Origin of the sequence: Leptospira koniambonensis (genome assembly GCF_004769555.1) — a bacterium.
GTDB classification, from domain to species: Bacteria; Spirochaetota; Leptospiria; order Leptospirales; family Leptospiraceae; genus Leptospira_B; species Leptospira_B koniambonensis.
Genome location: NZ_RQFY01000004.1, coordinates 1,174,508 through 1,192,346, shown reverse-complemented (window position 1 = coordinate 1,192,346; position 17,839 = coordinate 1,174,508). Strand labels below are relative to the sequence as shown.

Annotated in this window: 16 protein-coding genes; 12 read left to right on the top strand and 4 right to left on the bottom strand. The window is 37.8% G+C overall.

Going from position 1 to position 17,839, the window contains the following annotated elements; genetic code table 11:
• The first annotated feature begins 14 nt into the window (after window positions 1-14).
• Entirely contained in the window at window positions 15-560 is a 546-nt protein-coding gene (locus tag EHQ52_RS09565; RefSeq protein ID WP_135614970.1) for a hypothetical protein, read from the top strand.
• Between the two features lie 18 nt (window positions 561-578).
• Here EHQ52_RS09565 and EHQ52_RS09560 read toward each other — a convergent pair whose 3' ends face one another.
• The gene (locus EHQ52_RS09560; RefSeq protein WP_135614969.1) at window positions 579-1,157 is read right to left on the bottom strand and encodes a hypothetical protein; all 579 of its coding nucleotides are present in this window, start codon (window positions 1,155-1,157) and stop codon (window positions 579-581) included.
• Between the two features lie 136 nt (window positions 1,158-1,293).
• Between EHQ52_RS09560 and EHQ52_RS09555 the strand changes: the two genes are divergently transcribed.
• The 3 genes from EHQ52_RS09555 (at window position 1,294) to EHQ52_RS09545 (ending at window position 4,140) form a co-directional block, all read left to right on the top strand.
• Window positions 1,294-1,680 carry a YfeK family protein gene (locus EHQ52_RS09555; protein WP_135614968.1) on the top strand — a complete coding sequence of 129 codons (387 nt, stop codon included), beginning with the start codon at window positions 1,294-1,296 and terminating at the stop codon, window positions 1,678-1,680.
• 75 nt (window positions 1,681-1,755) lie between these two features.
• On the top strand, window positions 1,756-2,820 hold the full coding sequence (locus EHQ52_RS09550; protein WP_135614967.1) for a hypothetical protein: 1,065 nt from the start codon (window positions 1,756-1,758) through the stop codon (window positions 2,818-2,820).
• Window positions 2,821-2,904: 84 nt separating this feature from the next.
• Window positions 2,905-4,140 (top strand): glycosyltransferase family 4 protein, encoded by a 1,236-nt coding sequence (locus EHQ52_RS09545; protein WP_135614966.1) that lies wholly within the window; start codon window positions 2,905-2,907, stop codon window positions 4,138-4,140.
• A gap of 35 nt (window positions 4,141-4,175) precedes the next feature.
• Here EHQ52_RS09545 and EHQ52_RS09540 read toward each other — a convergent pair whose 3' ends face one another.
• On the bottom strand, window positions 4,176-4,799 hold the full coding sequence (locus tag EHQ52_RS09540; RefSeq protein ID WP_135614965.1) for a hypothetical protein: 624 nt from the start codon (window positions 4,797-4,799) through the stop codon (window positions 4,176-4,178).
• A 1,057-nt stretch (window positions 4,800-5,856) separates the two neighbouring features.
• On the opposite strand from EHQ52_RS09540, the gene EHQ52_RS09535 reads away from it, so the two are divergent.
• From EHQ52_RS09535 to EHQ52_RS09510, 6 genes are all read left to right on the top strand, one after another.
• Entirely contained in the window at window positions 5,857-6,222 is a 366-nt protein-coding gene (locus EHQ52_RS09535) for a DoxX family protein (protein WP_135614964.1), read from the top strand.
• 165 nt (window positions 6,223-6,387) lie between these two features.
• On the top strand, window positions 6,388-6,897 hold the full coding sequence (locus EHQ52_RS09530) for a TIGR04452 family lipoprotein (protein ID WP_135614963.1): 510 nt from the start codon (window positions 6,388-6,390) through the stop codon (window positions 6,895-6,897).
• A gap of 177 nt (window positions 6,898-7,074) precedes the next feature.
• Complete coding sequence (locus EHQ52_RS09525; protein WP_135614962.1) at window positions 7,075-7,335, top strand: hypothetical protein; 261 nt, start codon at window positions 7,075-7,077, stop codon at window positions 7,333-7,335.
• Between the two features lie 59 nt (window positions 7,336-7,394).
• The gene (locus EHQ52_RS09520; RefSeq protein ID WP_135614961.1) at window positions 7,395-7,712 is read left to right on the top strand and encodes a hypothetical protein; all 318 of its coding nucleotides are present in this window, start codon (window positions 7,395-7,397) and stop codon (window positions 7,710-7,712) included.
• A gap of 69 nt (window positions 7,713-7,781) precedes the next feature.
• A complete protein-coding gene (locus EHQ52_RS09515) occupies window positions 7,782-9,626 on the top strand; it encodes an OmpA family protein (protein WP_135614960.1) in 1,845 nt (614 codons plus the stop codon).
• An 86-nt stretch (window positions 9,627-9,712) separates the two neighbouring features.
• Window positions 9,713-10,969: an NAD(P)-binding protein gene (locus EHQ52_RS09510; RefSeq protein WP_135614959.1), complete on the top strand. Its 1,257-nt coding sequence runs from the start codon at window positions 9,713-9,715 to the stop codon at window positions 10,967-10,969.
• 3 nt (window positions 10,970-10,972) lie between these two features.
• Here EHQ52_RS09510 and EHQ52_RS09505 read toward each other — a convergent pair whose 3' ends face one another.
• Window positions 10,973-11,875, bottom strand: coding sequence for a class I SAM-dependent methyltransferase (locus tag EHQ52_RS09505; RefSeq protein WP_135614958.1), 903 nt, complete (start codon window positions 11,873-11,875; stop codon window positions 10,973-10,975).
• 207 nt (window positions 11,876-12,082) lie between these two features.
• Between EHQ52_RS09505 and EHQ52_RS09500 the strand changes: the two genes are divergently transcribed.
• Window positions 12,083-14,473 carry a transglycosylase domain-containing protein gene (locus EHQ52_RS09500; RefSeq protein WP_135614957.1) on the top strand — a complete coding sequence of 797 codons (2,391 nt, stop codon included), beginning with the start codon at window positions 12,083-12,085 and terminating at the stop codon, window positions 14,471-14,473.
• Here the strand turns inward: EHQ52_RS09500 and EHQ52_RS09495 are convergent.
• A complete protein-coding gene (locus EHQ52_RS09495) occupies window positions 14,448-15,944 on the bottom strand; it encodes an ABC transporter substrate-binding protein (protein ID WP_135614956.1) in 1,497 nt (498 codons plus the stop codon). The genes EHQ52_RS09500 and EHQ52_RS09495 overlap by 26 nt on opposite strands.
• A 9-nt stretch (window positions 15,945-15,953) precedes the next feature.
• Between EHQ52_RS09495 and EHQ52_RS09490 the strand changes: the two genes are divergently transcribed.
• Window positions 15,954-17,837: an ABC transporter ATP-binding protein gene (locus EHQ52_RS09490; RefSeq protein ID WP_167492198.1), complete on the top strand. Its 1,884-nt coding sequence runs from the start codon at window positions 15,954-15,956 to the stop codon at window positions 17,835-17,837.
• The last annotated feature ends 2 nt before the right edge of the window (window positions 17,838-17,839 follow it).

The following is a 17,839-nucleotide window of genomic DNA, read 5'->3' as shown; positions in this document are numbered from 1 at the left end:
TCTAAAATAAACTTATGAAGCCCTTCGGAAAATATCCGGATCATTTTAGAATTTTAGGAATCTTCCTTTTTTCCTATGTAGTAATTACGAATTATTTATGGAGAGAACCGAATAATTATTTTTGGATCTGTCATGTTTCTGCATTCCTTCTCTCTGGAAGCCTGATCTTTGGATTTCGAAAGGGAATCCGGATTGGAGGTTTTTGGGCGATATTAGGTTCCATCTTTTGGCTTTCGGACGAACTATTAAACGATTATACTTTAGATAAACTATCCTATTTTACACATTCATTATATACAATCTTATCGATTTATTGTTTGAGAAAGATTGGTATCACTCCCCTTCCTTGGCTTGGATCTTTTCTTTGGTATACTTTTGTACAAGTCTTAAGTTACTTTTTTACTGATCAGGCTCAAAATATAAATCTAGTCTATTCTATTTGGCCTCCTTGGGATATGGTGTTCTCCAACTACTTTTACTTCTGGATCTTTATGAACTTTTTCATCTTCTCCATATTATTCTTTAGTTCCATATTATTGGATCGATATTCGAAAAACTGATCGGTAAGTGAAGAAGTCTTAAAAACGAAAATTATACTTTAAATCCACTCCAAATGTATCTCTAACTTGATATCTCGCATCTGATTGTGCATAAGTTCGAATATTAAAATCGAATCCAGAAGAACTATCTCCTTCTTCCCATTTGATACCTCTCCAATACGTATAAGCCAATTGAAGAATATACTTTGTTCCTAAAAGAGCCAACCTAAGATCATTCCTGCTGCGAACTCCCTCCAAATCATCCTCTTTACTATGTTGGTAATTCGCTAAAAAGATCATCGTTCCAGGATCTGGCTGAGGATAAAAATTAGAATACGCGATAAATAGATTCTTTGCGTTTTCGAACTCTTCTTTTCTTTCTAATTCTTCTTTATGTCCTTTCAATTCAGAAAGAATTAATATAGAAGTGACTATCATAGTGAATCTAGCTTTTCTGTATTCTTTTGCATGAAGAAGTCCCCAACCCGGGACAACGGCACTCCTCCATACAAGATCCCAACGAGATCTATCTTTTGTTTCGAGAGAAGTTGTCTGCTCCTGAGAATGAAGGGAGGTAAGACCAAATAAGAATATACAAAATAAAACGAATTTTTTCACCCAGGGCTTCCTTTTAGGAAGAATACGCAAAATGGATCTTTACAGTCACGAAAAAAAGGAACCTAAGAAAATTATAGAATTTCGAATACTTGATTGCCATAAGTAAGCAGACCAAATTTAATTCTCCGGACTATCTATGAAAAAAATCTCATCCATTCTTCTGATCGTGTTTTTAATTTTAAGTTCCAATTTTGTTTTCGGAGCAGAACCCGAAGACGAGATCAAAACATTAGTATCTTCCTTAGATTCTTGCAAAGGTTGTGTTTTTATCAGAAATGGTTCGGAACATAAGCTGGACGAAGCAAAAGCTCACTTACTTAAAAAGTATGACGCAGCCAAAAGTAAGATAACTAGCACAGAGGATTTTATCAAAGGATTAGCAAGCAAATCCTCAATCACAGGAACAGCATATAAGATCAAATTTCCTGACGGAAAGGAAGTAGAATCCGAAAAATGGCTGACTGATAAATTGAACGAACTTCGTAATCCTCCACCGGCAGCTAAACCAAAAAAGAAAAAATAACTACCTAAACGAAAAATCAATTAAACTCAGCAGTTATTCTAGGATGACTGCGTCGAATTGAGTTAGAGAGTTATTATGCGAAAGTATTTGTATCTTCTTCCTGTTTCTCTTTTTTTTGCCTGTCCTCCCCCGCCTAGCGAAGATCCACTTTCTTCTCTAATGTCTACATTAGCATTATCGAATATGCGAGTTCCTGCAGAATTCACTGTAGTGGATTCTACTAAACAAACCCAATTAGATGCGGTAGAAGCTACAGCGACCAAAAATTCTACTTGTACCAAACTGGGTGCTTTCTATTGGGAAATTGGAGATGTAAATGGAGCTTATGGATATTCTTCCGTAAATGGTTCTGTGAATGGATCCACATTACTTTTAATAGCTTCCGCATCTAAATGGATCTGGGGAGCTTATGTGTTGGAGAAGTTAGTAACTCCTCCAACATCGGTAGAACAATCGTACCTTAGAATGAGATCCGGTTACGATAACCTAAGCGATAACAAATGTAATCTTGCTCTTACAGTAAATGCCTGTTTTACGAACGGTCCAGGAAGAGATAATACAAATAATAATAACTATTATAATGCAAGTGATCTAAATTATTTTTATTATAATGGAGCACATTTCCAAGCGTATGCAGCTTTGAATCCAAGCGGCTTAACTCCTGCACTTACAAATTATACTCGCGCACAATTAGCAACTGAGATAGGAAACACATTATTCGGAGGATCCAATCCTGGGATAGACTATGCTGTTCCCCAACTTGCAGGAGGAGTTAGGACTTCTGCTTCCGTTTATGCACAATTCTTAAGAAGAATATTAAATTCTGATTTAACGATCCGAACTTATTTGGGCGCCGATCTTGTTCCTACATTACCTTCTGCGCATCCAACCCAAGCAAAATATTCACCCTTTGTTTTGGAAGATGTACATTATTCTTACGGACATTGGGTAGAAGATTCTTCCGGAAATGATTCCGCATATAGCAGCCCCGGAAAATTCGGGTTTTATCCTTGGATCGATCCAACTGTCACTACTTATGGAATAATCTCCAGATATTCCACATCCGGCCTGGCTTACGCAGAATCAGTTTATTGTGGAAGGCTTTTAAGAAAGGCATTCGCCACAGGGATCGAACAATAATCTGCCCTCGGTCCGCACTCTGTAACGAAAAAGTAATTCTCTCTTCATGGAGTAGATACAAAAATTTAAGATGATCAAAAGTCGATGCTTCCATCGACATATATCAGTTCTTATCCTAAAGCAGGTCCCTTTCGAATTTTAGTGGTGACCGAAACATTTCCTCCGGAGATCAACGGAGTCGCCAAGACACTTCATAGAATGTTGGGCGATCTTTTACAAAGAGGTCACGAGATCATTCTGGTTCGCCCAAAACAAGGCCATAATGATTATGCAACAGCAAGCAATAACTACAGAGAAGTACTTGTAAGAGGTGCAAAAATACCTTTATACGAAGATCTAAGATTCGGATTTCCTGAAAAATACCTGCTACGCAGATTAATCGAATTAGAAAAACCTGATATAGTACATGTGGTCACGGAAGGGCCGCTCGGTTGGTCCGCAGTCAGGGCAGCCAGACATGTTGGAATTCCAATCATCAGCGATTTTAGGACAAATTTCCACGCATACGCAAAATATTATAAATTCGGATTCGCAGGAAAACTGGTCCATAATTACCTAAAAGGACTACATAATAGAACACAGATGACCTTGGTTCCAACTGCTCAGATCAGAGAACAGCTAACAGAACAAGGTTACACAAATGTGCAAGTGGTTTCCAGAGGGATTGATTCAGATCTATTTCATCCTGCTCGTAGGAATTCCAAATTAAAAACAGAATGGGGGTTAAAACCTTCTGAACTTGGAGTTCTATACGTGGGAAGATTAGCTCCAGAAAAAAATCTGGATCTATTAGTAAGAACATTTCGCAGACTCCAAACAAGAGTTCCAAATGCAAAATTGATCTTAGTGGGAGACGGACCTTCCAAAGAAAAATTGCAAAAAGAAAATCCGGATTTTATATTCAGAGGAATGAGAAAAGGAAAAGAACTGGCAGAACATTATGCTACCGGAGATCTATTTCTATTCCCAAGCCTAACAGAAACTTTCGGAAATGTAATCGTAGAAGCGATGGCATCCGGACTTCCGATCGTAGCTTATAATTACGCGGCCGCCAACCAACATCTCAAACACGGCAAGTCCGCCTTGCTCAGTGGTTTCGACAAAGAAGAAGAATTTATAGAACAGTCTTGTCTATTAGCAGAAAACAAAAAGTTAGCAGCCAAACTCGGTCTCGCTGCGAGAAAGATCGCCGCTTCCTGCACCTGGGAAGATGTTACTGATTCTTTGGAGATGACTTATTCGAAACTTTCTCTTTCTAAGAAAAAGGCAACGAAAGCCAAGAAAGCGATTAAGTTGAAAGTGCAGATGGTCAGGAGCTAAAAAGTATTAGGAAAAATATATAGAAACCGTTCTTATTATTTCTGTATCGAATAACCAATTTCAGCAGCTTGATAATCTCCGCCTAAGGGAAAAGGAGTAAAGGCAGTATATAGTATTAACCCATCCATATAGGATTCATCAACTACACGAAATGTCACAAGGTGAGTTTCTTTGCTCCTAAAGATAAATCCTCTACAATTATACCGCAGAATGCTAACACTTCCCTCTAAAGAGACGCCCTTTAATTTGCAATCTTTCTTATCTAAAGTCTTTTCAAAATCCTTGGAAAAATACGCTACTGCCATCGAACTCCGAGAACCAAAGGAGGGGCTCTTCGCCCAGAATATCATTTTCCCATATGGATAGTAACCTTCAGGAATTATTAAACGCATCGGTTCTTTTGATTTAACAGGATAATCGCTTATGATCGGATCTACCTCACAATTCCTGTCCAAGTCTTGTTCAGTCCTTCCCAAACAAAACTTAGTTATTACCATTTCTTCGTATTCTGGCATTAAAGAATTATCAAAATCAATTTTCAGAGTTACTTCTTTCCCTGGAGAAATTTCCGGAATAGATTTTATATAAGGTTGTCGAGAACAAGAAAGTAACATTAAAATTAAAAATATTAGAATTTTATTTTTTACACTTATAATCATTCATTTCCTCAAGCAAAATCGCATAAAACAGGCACCCAAGAGCAATTCTCAACTATGTTTATTTATTGAAATAAAACGAAATATTTTCAATATTGCGTCAAGTGAATTTACAAATCTAAAAATTGATCCACATCACTCTTCTCTTATTATATCTTTTTATATTATATAAATGATTTAAGATTTCCTAAAGAAGTGGAATGAGATGCAAAGAAATGAATTTTCATTATACACTACCAAAATTCCGGATCATTCTTATAGGCCTCTTCCTACTCCTGTCAAACTGCATCCTCATCGACATCGAAGCAAATCTACAAACAAACCTAATCCCCAGAAGCGAAGCATTAGATAAAGTATCTAATGTCTCTTGGATTAGATTTATAAAATGCCTCAACCAAAGCAACCTGAGCTACCCGAGTGACGTCATTCAAATCAACGCTACGAATTACACTGGGTATCTTAGCTGCAAAGGAGCCTGTTCAAGTTCGGTTTATTATCGAAAGAAAGATATAGAACATTTCGCAGAATCTCTACTTATCCTTCCTTGCGATACAAACTCTATATTCCTAATTCCTAAAGTCCAAGCCTTTGAACCGAATGATTTTGAACTCAAATATTTCGGATTTTAAACAATCATTTCTTAGAAAAACAAAATCGTAACATATAACGCGCGAGGTCTTTGCAGGACTTGGTCCGAAGGACCGAGCGGGTCTCCGCGAGTCCGTAAAAGACCGACCCTTGCATTGCAAGGGACGCGCCCAAACTTTTATAATAAATTGTTTCGGAATTTTTTTGAAGATCTTTTTTTTCGCTTGTACTTTCTTCGCCCTTACTATAATGACTGGCAAATTTAACGGCAAGGAGCAAAGCCTATGCTGAAATTTCCCGGACCTCGTACGGATCATCGAGAAAGAAATCGTCCCTTCGTCACCAGAGAAAAATATCTCACCTTCCTAAAAATCGCCAACAAGTCTTCTCATTCCAGGCAGAGAAGGTTTCGTAATAAAAACAGAGAAAAAAGGCAGACCTTGTCACCATAGTTGTTTTATCATGGTTTTCCATGGAAAACCTAGACGCTAAATCTATCAGTCTCTGGATCATGGGGACGATCTATACGATTGCCGGCATTCTTCATTTTGTGATCCCTAAATTTTATATGAGGATCATGCCGCCTTGGATCCCGTATCATAAACTTATGGTCCAACTCAGCGGTATCGCAGAGATCGCTTTAGGCCTTGGACTTTTCTTTCCTCAAACTAAAGTATTGGCGGCATGGGGCGTGGTCCTTCTTTTGATTGCTGTGTTTCCAGCTAACGTGTATCACTTTCAGTCAAGAACCAGAAAAGATCCCCCTACCTGGGCTTTAATTTTAAGACTTCCTTTGCAGTTGCTTTTGATTTACTGGGCTTATACTTTTACGTATTAATTGAAATCAAGGAGTCGGTCTCGGCCGATTCCTCAGCTATAGTATACTTTAAAAAATCTTTAAATATTTAGCAAAATTCCAAAAACCGTGTCTGGGTTCTTCTACATGGAAGATAACCTCATTAAAAATATGACATTTCAGCGTTAGTTGAAATTATGGATTTATATGCGGAATTTATTAAGTTATTTTTTATCTGTTTCATTTCTTCTTTCTATAGTAATTAACTGTAATTATTCAGGAGGGCCGGTCACAATTTCCGGTGGAGACGCTCAAAAAAAGATCAAAGAGGCATTACAGAATCTCTCATTTTCAATTAATATCCCGAACGAGTCTGTAGACTGCTCTTCTTACGGTTACCCAGATCGTACGAGCGGGGGAACCTTTGGAAATATTTCTGGAGTCGATATCACCGTGATGAGCATCTTATTCATCAATCCATATTTGAAATCCTCAATTAGCCAAGGGAAATATTACACTGAAAATTCTATCAATCAATGTGTTGAATTTGTATACGGAGCCTACGCTGCTTCTCTTATTCCTTATTCAAAAGAATGGAGCGTGTATGCTCAATGCCAAGTTCCGACGGCCCCTGTTTTTTTAGGTCTTCCTTTATTCTTTACCGAATGCAAACCGGAAGAAGCTAAATTTGCAGAAACGATAACCGAAAAACTATAATTCTAGAGTTAAGCTACCGGCATCGAATTCTTATGCCGGTTTCAAATCCTGCATATACAATCGATCTAATTTCTTTTGCGTGTAAAATCGCTCATCTTTATCTTTATCACTGTCAAAAATTTATTGAAAGGGTTTTAGAAGAAGGTATTCTCCTTTTTTAGTTTTTGGAGTTTCTTTATGTTCAAGTTATGGATAGCGATTATTGGAAGTTTTTTGATTTTGGGCCTAGCCTTTTCTTCTTCAAAGGTCCAAGCAAATACTAAGTATAGTGTATTCTGTGCTGATGGTAAAATTGAATCGGATTCTCGCACTTTGGATCAGATGAAATCTGCTAGAGGTTCTAATGTTTGTATTCTTAAAGAATTTGATTATTCTTCTGATGCCGATAATTATGCAGAATCTATTGGAGGAAAAGGTTCCGCCTGTAGCTGCAATTAAGTTTACAAGCCTGAGTAATCATTAAATCTTTTAGCTCGTCCAAAATTATAGGCGGGCTTATGAATAAGGATCTGATATCTTTTTATGTTTTAGGGTGTATCAGAAGTTTTGTATTTTTGATCGTTCTTTGTATTATGTTAGTCGTTTCAGAAAGTTTGAGTTCCTACCTGTATGATAAGAATGAACTGCCTGAGATTTCCTTTATATCCGGCTTAGTTTTGAGTATTGGGGCTGCTTTTACTGCAAGTCGTGAAAAGTCTCAGGAAAATAAGCCTTCCAAACTCGTCTTTATTCTTGTTTCTTCTCTTTTTAATTTTGCAGTCCTATTGGTCGGTCTTTTTCTGATCCGCAAGTTTTTCCCAGGCTGGATCGCCTGATCTTCCTCTTATTTTAATTTTTTCTTTTCCCCTCTTCCGGTTCGGATATTATTCTCCGAAACATATAATATGAACCGTCTTCTTCCCATTTTACTTTCTTCTATATTTCTATTTTTCTCTTCCGATCTTCTCGCTGAGGAAAAGATTATCGAAGGTAAACTTCTTCAATTTGGTAGGATGTTAGGCACAGGTAACGAGTTCATCCAGGTGCTTTCCAACGATCTTAGTCCTGAACTTTCCAGACTTCATAATCAAACCATTCGTGTTCTCTGCCAAATGAGGGGAGAAAATTGCGACCCGATACGTTATGAGACCTATCCTTTTTCTGAATCTAAGGGTCTTGCTGATTGGACTTTGAAAAGAATTCCAAATTATGTGAACAGAGGTTACTTCGCTTTTAATCCAACAGTAACTCCTGATGGACAATCCATCTTCTGGACTGTATACTCTAGCAAGGGTAAATCAGGCACTCAAAGGATTTGGCTAGCAGAGAAAGATGATAAAGGTTTTTGGAGAGATGGTAAAGAGATGCCTGCTCCCTTAAATAATGATCTAAATTCAGCAGTGATCGCGGTTCTTCCAAGCAATAATGAATTATTCGTTTTTGGTTCTTTCGGAGATGATGAGGCTGCTCGCAAAATACAATTCGAGTTTCAAGAAAAGAAAGAAGAATTAAGAAGGAACACAAGAGACGAGATGGAATTCCGTTTAAGAGAAGAACAACTCGCTTATGAATATCTTCGCAAGCTAAATCAAGTCCAAAATAAAACATCCGTTCCATTATATAAAAGTTATAAAGAAAAAGGATATTGGTCTTATCCTAAGCCGATCAATTTTCCTGATTTTGCAAATTTATATTTAAAAAATAATACTTCTGTTTTCGGCGGATCCACTCTTTCTTCTTCGGGAAGAATATTGATCTATTCTGTCCAGCAACCTGATTCTCAAGGTAAGTTAGATCTTTATGTGAGTATCCAAAAAGAAGACGGATCATTTGGGATTGGCAAAAACTTAGGAGAGGTTGTCAATACTTCTTCCGAGGAAACAGCTCCATTTTTAGCAGGAGATGATAGGACTCTATATTTCTGCAGCGATGGACATAAGGGTCTTTCTGTATATGTGACCAAAAGAATTGGAGAAGGTTGGGACAATTGGACTAAACCTGTAGAAGTTTCCGCCAACTTAAAAGGTGTAAATTTCTTCTCTATTCCAGTAAATAGCGACTGGGCATATGTAAGCAAAGAAGGTCAACTCTATATGGCCTATCTTCCCCGCGATTTCAGACCAAATCCTGTTGTAGTTATCAATGGAAAAGTTTTGGACGAAGATGGAAATCCCTTAAGCGCAGAAATACATTATGAATCTCTAACACGTTTAGAAAAAAGAGGAAGTGCTAAAAGTGATTCTAAAACCGGTTCATTTAGTTTAGTTCTTCCTTATGGCGAAAAATACGGTTTTTATGCTGAGAAGCAAGGCCATCTTTCCGTTTCCAGAAATATAGATCTTACGGAATCTAAACAAGAAGATGCAAAGTTAGATGTTGAATTTCGTCTTCCTGCTCTGGCAGTGGGGCGCCAAATTCTTCTGAACAATTTATTTTTTGAGACAAACAAATTTGAGATCTCAAAAGATTCCGAACCTGAGTTAGATCGTTTAGGAATTTTTTTAAAATCGAATCCTAAACTCAAAATCTCTGTCGAAGGTCATACTGATAACGTAGGTAAAAAAGAGCGTAACCTAGAACTTTCTGAAAACAGAGCAAAAGCAGTGGCAGATTATTTGATCTCTAAGCATGGGATCGACAGTGAAAGAGTTAGAACCCAAGGTTTTGGAGATTCCCAACCAATTTCTTCCAATGATAACGCTTCGGACCGTCAAAGGAATAGAAGAGTTGTGTTACAAATTGTAGACTGACCGTTCGGTTCCTTTTTTGTAGCATTCCTTCCTTAAATTCAGGTTTTACCTTGTATTTTTGTTTTAAAAAAGGATTCTAATCCGGAATGAAAATAGCGGTCATCGGCAGTGGAATCGCCGGCTTAAGTGCATCTTGGTATTTAGGCAAAGAACACGAAGTCTCTCTGATAGAAAAACATCCTTTGGTCGGTATGGATGCTCACGGCACCGATCTTTTTTCCAATGGACATTCTATCCGAGTGGATGTTCCTTTTAGAGCATTCAAACGTAATTATTATCCCTGCCTTTTGGATCTTTATAAAGAAGCAGGGATCGAAGTAAGACCTGTGGATTATTCGTTTTCCTTAAACTACGGAGACGGCACCACTTATTTCGGTTTTTCTACTTTGGGAATCGGAGGCAATTTTGTTCCGATCCCTTATTGGGTTTGTTTCTCCAATAAAACTTCTAGACGTATTTTTTCGGATGCGATCCGTTTTTACGAAGAATCAGAAAGAGAACTCCAATCATTAGATGGAGAACAACTTACTATCTCCCAATTTTTAAGCAGATTCGGTTATTCTATAGAATTCGAGGATCTTTATCTGATCCCAATGTTTTCCACAATCAATACCTGCACTTATGAAAGTGCTAAAAATTATCCTGCAGAAGTAGTGGTAGGTTATCATTCTAGTGGCTTAAAGTTCTTAAGATTTTTAACTCCTGAAAAAGGAACCAGAGATGTTACTGAAAAACTTTCTAAAAGGACTTCTTCCGTTCGTTTAAGCACTGATCCTAAAAAGATCGTTTTAGAAAAAGATAAAGTAAAAATTATTTTTAATAATGGAGAAGAGCTATTTGATAGAGTTGTTGTCGCCGCTCCTGCGAATCAGGCTATCTCTATTCTTCCCGACGAATATTCTAAAGAAAAAGATCTACTATCTAAACTCAAGTATGAGGCTTCCGAAGTAGTAGTTCATTCTGACGAAAAGTTTATGCCCAAACAGAAAAGACATTGGGCTCCTATGTGTTTTTCTCTTTCACAAGATAGTTCTACTGCGACTGCTACTATTCTTCTGAACAAGGTTCTTCCCTCCATGAAAGGTAAGGCAGTATTCCAAACCTGGAATCCGCTTGTGGAACCTAACGAAAAAGATTTTATTAGTAGATCAAAATTCGAAAGACCTGTGATAGACCTTGCCTCCAGAAAGATCTTAGAAGAGCTGAAAGAACTACAGGAACTTCCAGGTAAAAAAGTATGGCTTTGTGGTTCATATGCTAAATATGGAATGCCACTTTTAGAAGCAGGGGTCTCCACTTCCTTAGATGTTAAACGATGGGTAGAAGGTTCACTCAGATCTTAAAACTTACTCAGGTTTTCTGACCTTATAGATCCAATATTCGAAATGTTTTTTGATCGTTTCGGAGCCGAAATATTCTCCTAACATTTCGTATCTTCCTGCGAGTCTTTTAGGTATCTTTTTTTCTGATTTAATTTTTTCTAATATGAATTGGGAAAATCCTGGGAATACGAAAGGATCTATTCTTTCTAAAACTTCGAAATTGAATCCGATAGCAGAATATTCCGAGACGATACCTTCTACCTTTTTGAGATCAGAAGACATCTTTGCCATTTTAGAGATCAGATTTCTTTTGAAAGTTTCCCAGTAAGAAATTTTTCGATCGGAGAATAATATCTCTGCGGATACGAATACTCCTCCTGGTTTTAAAATCCTATAAATTTCCCCAACCAATCTGTTTCGATTTGGTATAAAATATAAACTATCTAAGGCAATTACCGTATCAAAAGTTTTGTCTTCGAATTCTGATAAACCTTCTACACTTCCTAAAATTAAATTGGGAGAACTTCCTCTACCTTCATAACGTCTTTTTGCAAATTGTATCTGTACTTTAGAGATATTGATCCCGTAAATATTAGAAACATTTACTCCAAATGACCTTTCCCAAATCTTAAATTGGTCTCCGCATCCGAATCCAAGATCTAAAAGTTTGGTATCGCTATCTAATCCAGCGAGTTTCCCTAAATGTTCCGCTAAATTCGCGCAGGCTATTCCGTATTCTTTTGTGTTTTCCCAATAACCCAGATTGGCCCAGGATTCACCATGCTCATTCAAATAGAGATGAGAAAGGTCTGTAGGAATTCCTTCCTTTCCGAATAATAACTTTACCTTTGGCCAGACCTCAGTCTTTGCAGGGAAAGAAGAATGATGGCGAAGGAAAATTTCTTTTTTGTAAGGCAGGTCTTCCATGATTCCTATGCTTTAGTTGCCCAAAGCAAAACTTTATTGGACATAGAATTTCAGAACTGTCTACCAGAATCGGCTATTATTTGTCTGTTATCTAAACCTTTGGGATATGTCCTATACCGACATAAGAGAGCGAAATCTGGACAAAAATCCCTAAAAAAAGTCCTTTTCATTCCCTAACTTACGACGGAAAACCGACCGACGGACCTTATGAACATCAAAGATCGTATCCTTGGAATTTTAGCTTCTATCCTCCAATATTCTAAAACAAACTGGAAAACCATTCTCAAATACTCGGTTATTTCCGGGATCGTATTCCTTTCATTTCTGATCGGAGGATCTTACGTTGTTTGGCTCACCAAACAGGAAGATGTTGCCCGCAATCTAGAAACTTTCCAAAGAGAAGTTTCGGATGCATATGATCCAAATGAGATCAAACCAATCCGCATCTTGGATAAAAATGGAAAATTGATCGGAGAATTTTCACGCAGAAAATTCAGACCTATCCGAACTGATAATTTAGCAAATCATGGAAATATAATATGGGCGTTGCTCAGCTCGGAAGATAGAGACTTTTACGAACATAATGGCGTAAACTTCACAGCATTACTTAGAGCGATGATCGTTAACCTTACCACTTTCCAAAAGCAAGGTGGTTCTACTCTTACACAACAATTGGCAAAACTCACTTTGGATCTGGGAGCTCGAAGCGTATTTAATAAACTCACTGAGTTTTATTGTACATTCTACTTAGAGACTAAGTTTGATAAAAATACGATCTTAGCTATGTATCTAAATCGTATTTTCTTGGGCGAAGGGAACACTGGAGTAGAAGAAGCCTCTCGTTATTACTTTAATAAACCTGCATATGAATTAACTCCTGCAGAAGCGGCACTGCTTGTAGGAACAATTCCGGCTCCTTCTAACTATAATGCTGTTAGAAATCCTAAGATAGCTCTCAAAAGACAGAAGATGGTGATGACCGTTATGGGCAAAAACCAAAACCTTCACCCGAATCCTAAATCTATCGAAAAAGATTTTGAGAAGAAGGTAGATGTCAATATCCGTAAGTTCCGATCTGCTTATGTGGTTGAGGAGACCAAAGAAGAAGAGGATAAAGTAGTCATCACTTCCGAAATAGGAAAGTACGGATTCGATAAGGATTTTACAATTAATCTGGCTTCTGATTTTAATTTTGGGATCCGCCAATTTGTAATCGAAAACTTCTCTGAGATAGATCTAGAAAGCCGCGGTATGAATGTTTATACCACATTAGATTATGATAAACAAGAAGCGGCAGAACGTTCTCTTAGAGAAGGAATAGAAGCTGTCCGCAAGAAACTTTCTGAGGATAAGGCCACATATTTAAAAGCCGGCAAAACTGACGAAGCTTCTAAACAAAATAAGATCATCGAAAACATGAATGGGAGTTTGATCTCCATTAATCCTACAAATGGATACGTAGAGGCGATGGTTGGTAGTTACAAAATTTCTAATATATTCAGGCTAAATCGTGCAGTTTCTGCTGTGAGACAACCTGGTTCAGTGATCAAAGGTCTCGTATATCTGATGGCATTCGAAAAAAGAATAGCCACTCCAACTTCTATCGTTGTGGATGAACCAATCAAGATCAGAGGTTATTCTCCTAAAAACTGGTATAAAGGTCATAGAGGCGCAATGCAGGTCAGAACCGCATTTGCTCAATCTGTGAACACAGTCGCAGTCAAGTTCATGGATGAGATTGGTGTAAGCGATTTTATCCACACTCTCGGAAAAATTTTAGATTTGGACAGTTCTGAGTTGAGTAAAAGATTCCAACACAATCTTACACTCGCTCTTGGTTCTGGAGAATTATCTCCCAAAGAATTAGCAACCGTGTACGCAACGATCGCGAATAACGGTAAGAAAGTAAAACCTATCGAAATACTTAGAATCACTGATTTCGAAGGTTCAGAACTTTATATGAACAATATTCCTGATCCTAAAGAGGCAGAACAAATTTTAGATCCTGTCGCCTGTGCAATGACCCTAAACTTATTAGAAGCAGTTGTTTCTGAAGAAGGTACACTTAAGATCGCATTAAAAGAAGGAGAAAAATTCCCTCTAGGCGGAAAAACAGGAACAGTTCAATCTCCTAAAGAAGCGCAGAAACGTTGGGGCGCAAGAAAAGGAGTAAGGGACGTTTGGTTTGCTGGTGTGAATCCGAATTTAGTCACTGCAGTTTGGGTAGGTAATGACTTAGGCGCTCCTTTCCCTGGTTCCGGTTCAGGAACAAGTGGTTCCATTTGGTTTAGATATGTTTCTTATGTAGCCAGAACATTAGGTTTTGGTGATAGTCTGGTTACTCCATTTAACGGAGATTACGTAAAAGTAGATGTTTGTGCAGAAACAGGCGGATTATTATCCAACGAAGCAGAATGTAAACATCCTCTTTATGGACAGTACTATTATGTAGGAGACCAACCTGGTGGAGGTGCTGCTACTCCAACAGTAACTCAAACGGAAGGAGCGAGCTCAAATAGTTCTGACGAAGCACTTTCTGGAGAAGACGCAGTAGAATTAGAACTTCCTAAAGCTAAGGAAGATCCGAACGACGATTAAGATCTTTTGGTAAACGGTCCCCTACAAGATACAATTCATACGGGGACCATAAAAAGATCCAAGGAGCATCTTCAGATAAAAGTGAAAATGCTTCTTTGATCTGAGGACTTATATTTGTCTTGTCAGTGGATCTTATTTCTTGGAAAATTTTTTCCATCTTCGGGTTAGAATAGAAGGCTCGATTTCCTCCGTTCCCAAATCTATCTCCAGCAAATAATGGATCCAAAAATGCAAATGGCCCGGGAAGATCTGCATACCAAAATAATAATGTTAGATCTCCCTTACCTTCTCCATTCTCTTTATATAATGCAGCTTTTTCCATTGGGAGAATCCTAATCTTCAATCCCAACTCTTTTAGGTTTTGGACAATCGCAGCACCGTTTGCCTGATTCTCCTCGTCTCCCCTCATCCTAAATTCCAATTCTCTTTCTAAAATTTTAGGATAACAAACAGACTTAGAAAGTAATTCTTTTGCCTTTGCAAGATCATAAGGATAAATTTCTTCAGAAGAAGTCCAGGTGTCTGAAATGGATTTTGGAAATGGACCTACGGAAACTTCTCCTTTTCCTTCTAATAAAACTTGGATGATTGTTCGTTTATCTACTGAGTGATTTAATGCTTTTCTAAAGTTCTTATCGAAACAAGGCTCTTTAGCATTGATCGCAATGTATTGAACTCCTCCTCCTTTTCGAACAGAAATATGATCTTCTTTTACTAACGAGTTTTTGAGAAGGAATACAGGCAATTTCATCAGATCTAATTCGTCTTTGAAATATAAATACAATCCTGTACTTGCTTGGGGAAGAACTCTAAACAAAATTTCGGAGCCCAAATCATTGGAATGATTTGCAACTAGTCTAAGATGATTATTCCTCTTCCATTCTGCTAATTTAAAATCTCCGCAGATTGTTTCAGGAGGACCGCAATAGATCCAAGCCTGAGGCAAAGAAAGTTTTTCTAAAGTTTCTCTGAGGCCTCCTTCAAAATAAATTTCCAAATTGGATTCAGTGAGAACCTTTCCACCTTTTAAAAAAGAATATGTACTTCTTCTTGGGCCCGGAGTATTTCTTAATCTTTCTAAAGATCCTAGGACTGTTTGTGCGTTTAGATTTGATTTCTGATCAGTGTGAAGTTCCAAGATCAATCTTCTGATCTTGGATGACGGACCTTCTGCCAACTTGTACGATCTTACTAAAGAAGGAAGAATTGTACCTTCTCCATTTATTTCAAAAAGTCTAGGGTAGATATATTTTAGAACAATTCTGGAAGATAAGTCAGTGGATCGGATCGGATCTAAAGAGATTGGATCAGAAGGTAGTGAAAATACCAGTTTTTCGGGACTTCTCTCTGCTTTTCCACAATCATAAAAAAGAAGGGACAAAAGAAGGAAAGCCAGGGAAAAGGTAAGAGTCGGTTTCGGTCCGACCTGAAATCGGGAAGTGACCGAGTCTAGAAATCTAGGATAAAACATTCCGGACCTATGAACGTCTATAGACGCCTCTTGGGGTATTCCTTCAAGTATAAATACAGATTAATCACCGGGGTCGTACTATCCTTTTTTGTATCCATACTCAATGGAGCCTCTCTTACTAGCGTTATTCCAATTTTCAACGCGATCGGAAAAGGTGGAAAAGCAGATTTTCAAATTTCACTCACCAAAAAAGAAAGTATCGCATTAAAAGATAGGGAAGAAGGAAAAGAATTAGAGGCAATCCAAAAGATAGAAGCCCTAGTCGCTGATATAAAGATCAAGACCAACTTTTATTTAACCACTCTTCCTAAAGACCAACTCGTTCTCATTTTTTGTTTATTCATATTTCCGATCTATCTAGCAAAACTTTTGTTTTTAACGGGTGCTGTGTACTGTATCAACTCGGGTGGTTATCTAGCTGTCCGAGATTTACGATTAGAACTTTATTCTAAGGCTCAAGAACTTCCACTCAATCATTTCGTTCAAGAGAAGACCGGGATCTTTATGAGTCGTATCGTAAACGATGTAGAAGTTTTGGCAAAGCTGATCAGCTCGGATCTGAAAGATGCAATCGTAGATTTTTTCTATATCATCACACATTTGCTAATTCTTCTTATCTTAAGTTGGGAAATGTTCATAGCTGTTTTAGTTGTAGTCCCTTTGATCATGGGTCCAGTAACTTCTTTTGCTGATAGGATCAGAAAAGCGACTCGCAACCAACAAGAAAGATTGTCTGCATTAAACGGACATTTGCAGGAAGTGATCTCAGGTATCAGGGTCATTCGTGCATTCTCCATGGAAAAAACAGAAGCGGGAAGATTTTGGGAGATCAATAATGATCTTTCAGACAAAACATTTAAAGGACATTTCTATCATCAGATAGGCCCTTCTTTGGTGGAACTTTCTAGCTCTATAGTCGCAGTAATATTTTTGGCCTTCGGCGCGTATTTGATCGAACTACAAAAATTAACCTTAGGTCATTTTATGATCTTCTTCTTAACTTTGGTGTTTTTAACCAGACCATTCAAACAAATGGGAATGTTATCCAACTCCATCCAAAGTGCAGTGGCAGCAGGAACCAGAGTTTTTGAAATGTTGGATAGTGAAACGGATGTTAAAAATCCTCCGAACCCTATCTATCCTAAAAGACTTTCTAAAGAATTAAAATTCGATTCAGTAGGATATTCATACCCAGGAGCAAAAAGTTCCGCATTATCAGATTTAAATCTTTCTATTCAAAAAGGATCTACTGTTGCATTAGTCGGTTCTTCCGGCGCAGGAAAATCCACATTGGTGGATCTAGTGCCAAGACTAATCGATCCAACTCAAGGCTCTATTACTTGGGATGGAACTGATCTTAGGAATTTAGATCTGGCTTCTTTGCGCAAAAAAATCTCTATCGTGAACCAGCAAGTATTCTTATTCAACGGAAGCATCCGAGAGAATATTTGTTACGGAACAGAAAATGTTACAGAAGAAAGAATGAGAGAAGTTTCAGAACTCGCATTCGCAACAGACTTCATCTTATCTTTCGAAGATGGTTTCGATACAGTGGTGGGAGAAAGAGGAGTGATGTTATCCGGAGGCCAAAGACAAAGGATCTCCATCGCAAGAGCATTATTGAATAATCCTGAAATTCTCATCTTGGACGAGGCTACTTCTGCATTGGATACAGAATCAGAAAGAGTAGTACAACAAGCGCTCGAGTCTTTATACAAAAATAGAACTGTTATCATCATCGCTCATAGACTTTCCACAGTTCAGATCGCGGACACTATTTTCACAATGGAAGGTGGAAAGGTAGTAGAATCAGGATCTCACTCAGAGCTAATCCGCTTAGATGGAAAGTATAAGAAATTATATGAGATGCAATTCGCAGAATCTCCGGTTTAAGA

Bases quoted from the DNA above. Each gene is read 5' to 3' on its own strand.
- EHQ52_RS09565 (WP_135614970.1), top strand. From the start codon at position 15: ATGAAGCCCTTCGGAAAATATCCGGATCATTTTAGAATTTTAGGAATC.
- EHQ52_RS09555 (WP_135614968.1), top strand. From the start codon at position 1,294: ATGAAAAAAATCTCATCCATTCTTCTGATCGTGTTTTTAATTTTAAGT.
- EHQ52_RS09550 (WP_135614967.1), top strand. From the start codon at position 1,756: ATGCGAAAGTATTTGTATCTTCTTCCTGTTTCTCTTTTTTTTGCCTGT.
- EHQ52_RS09545 (WP_135614966.1), top strand. From the start codon at position 2,905: ATGCTTCCATCGACATATATCAGTTCTTATCCTAAAGCAGGTCCCTTT.
- EHQ52_RS09540 (WP_135614965.1), bottom strand. From the start codon at position 4,799: ATGATTATAAGTGTAAAAAATAAAATTCTAATATTTTTAATTTTAATG.
- EHQ52_RS09535 (WP_135614964.1), top strand. From the start codon at position 5,857: ATGGAAAACCTAGACGCTAAATCTATCAGTCTCTGGATCATGGGGACG.
- EHQ52_RS09530 (WP_135614963.1), top strand. From the start codon at position 6,388: ATGCGGAATTTATTAAGTTATTTTTTATCTGTTTCATTTCTTCTTTCT.
- EHQ52_RS09525 (WP_135614962.1), top strand. From the start codon at position 7,075: ATGTTCAAGTTATGGATAGCGATTATTGGAAGTTTTTTGATTTTGGGC.
- EHQ52_RS09520 (WP_135614961.1), top strand. From the start codon at position 7,395: ATGAATAAGGATCTGATATCTTTTTATGTTTTAGGGTGTATCAGAAGT.
- EHQ52_RS09515 (WP_135614960.1), top strand. From the start codon at position 7,782: ATGAACCGTCTTCTTCCCATTTTACTTTCTTCTATATTTCTATTTTTC.
- EHQ52_RS09510 (WP_135614959.1), top strand. From the start codon at position 9,713: ATGAAAATAGCGGTCATCGGCAGTGGAATCGCCGGCTTAAGTGCATCT.
- EHQ52_RS09505 (WP_135614958.1), bottom strand. From the start codon at position 11,875: ATGGAAGACCTGCCTTACAAAAAAGAAATTTTCCTTCGCCATCATTCT.
- EHQ52_RS09500 (WP_135614957.1), top strand. From the start codon at position 12,083: ATGAACATCAAAGATCGTATCCTTGGAATTTTAGCTTCTATCCTCCAA.
- EHQ52_RS09495 (WP_135614956.1), bottom strand. From the start codon at position 15,944: ATGTTTTATCCTAGATTTCTAGACTCGGTCACTTCCCGATTTCAGGTC.
- EHQ52_RS09490 (WP_167492198.1), top strand. From the start codon at position 15,954: ATGAACGTCTATAGACGCCTCTTGGGGTATTCCTTCAAGTATAAATAC.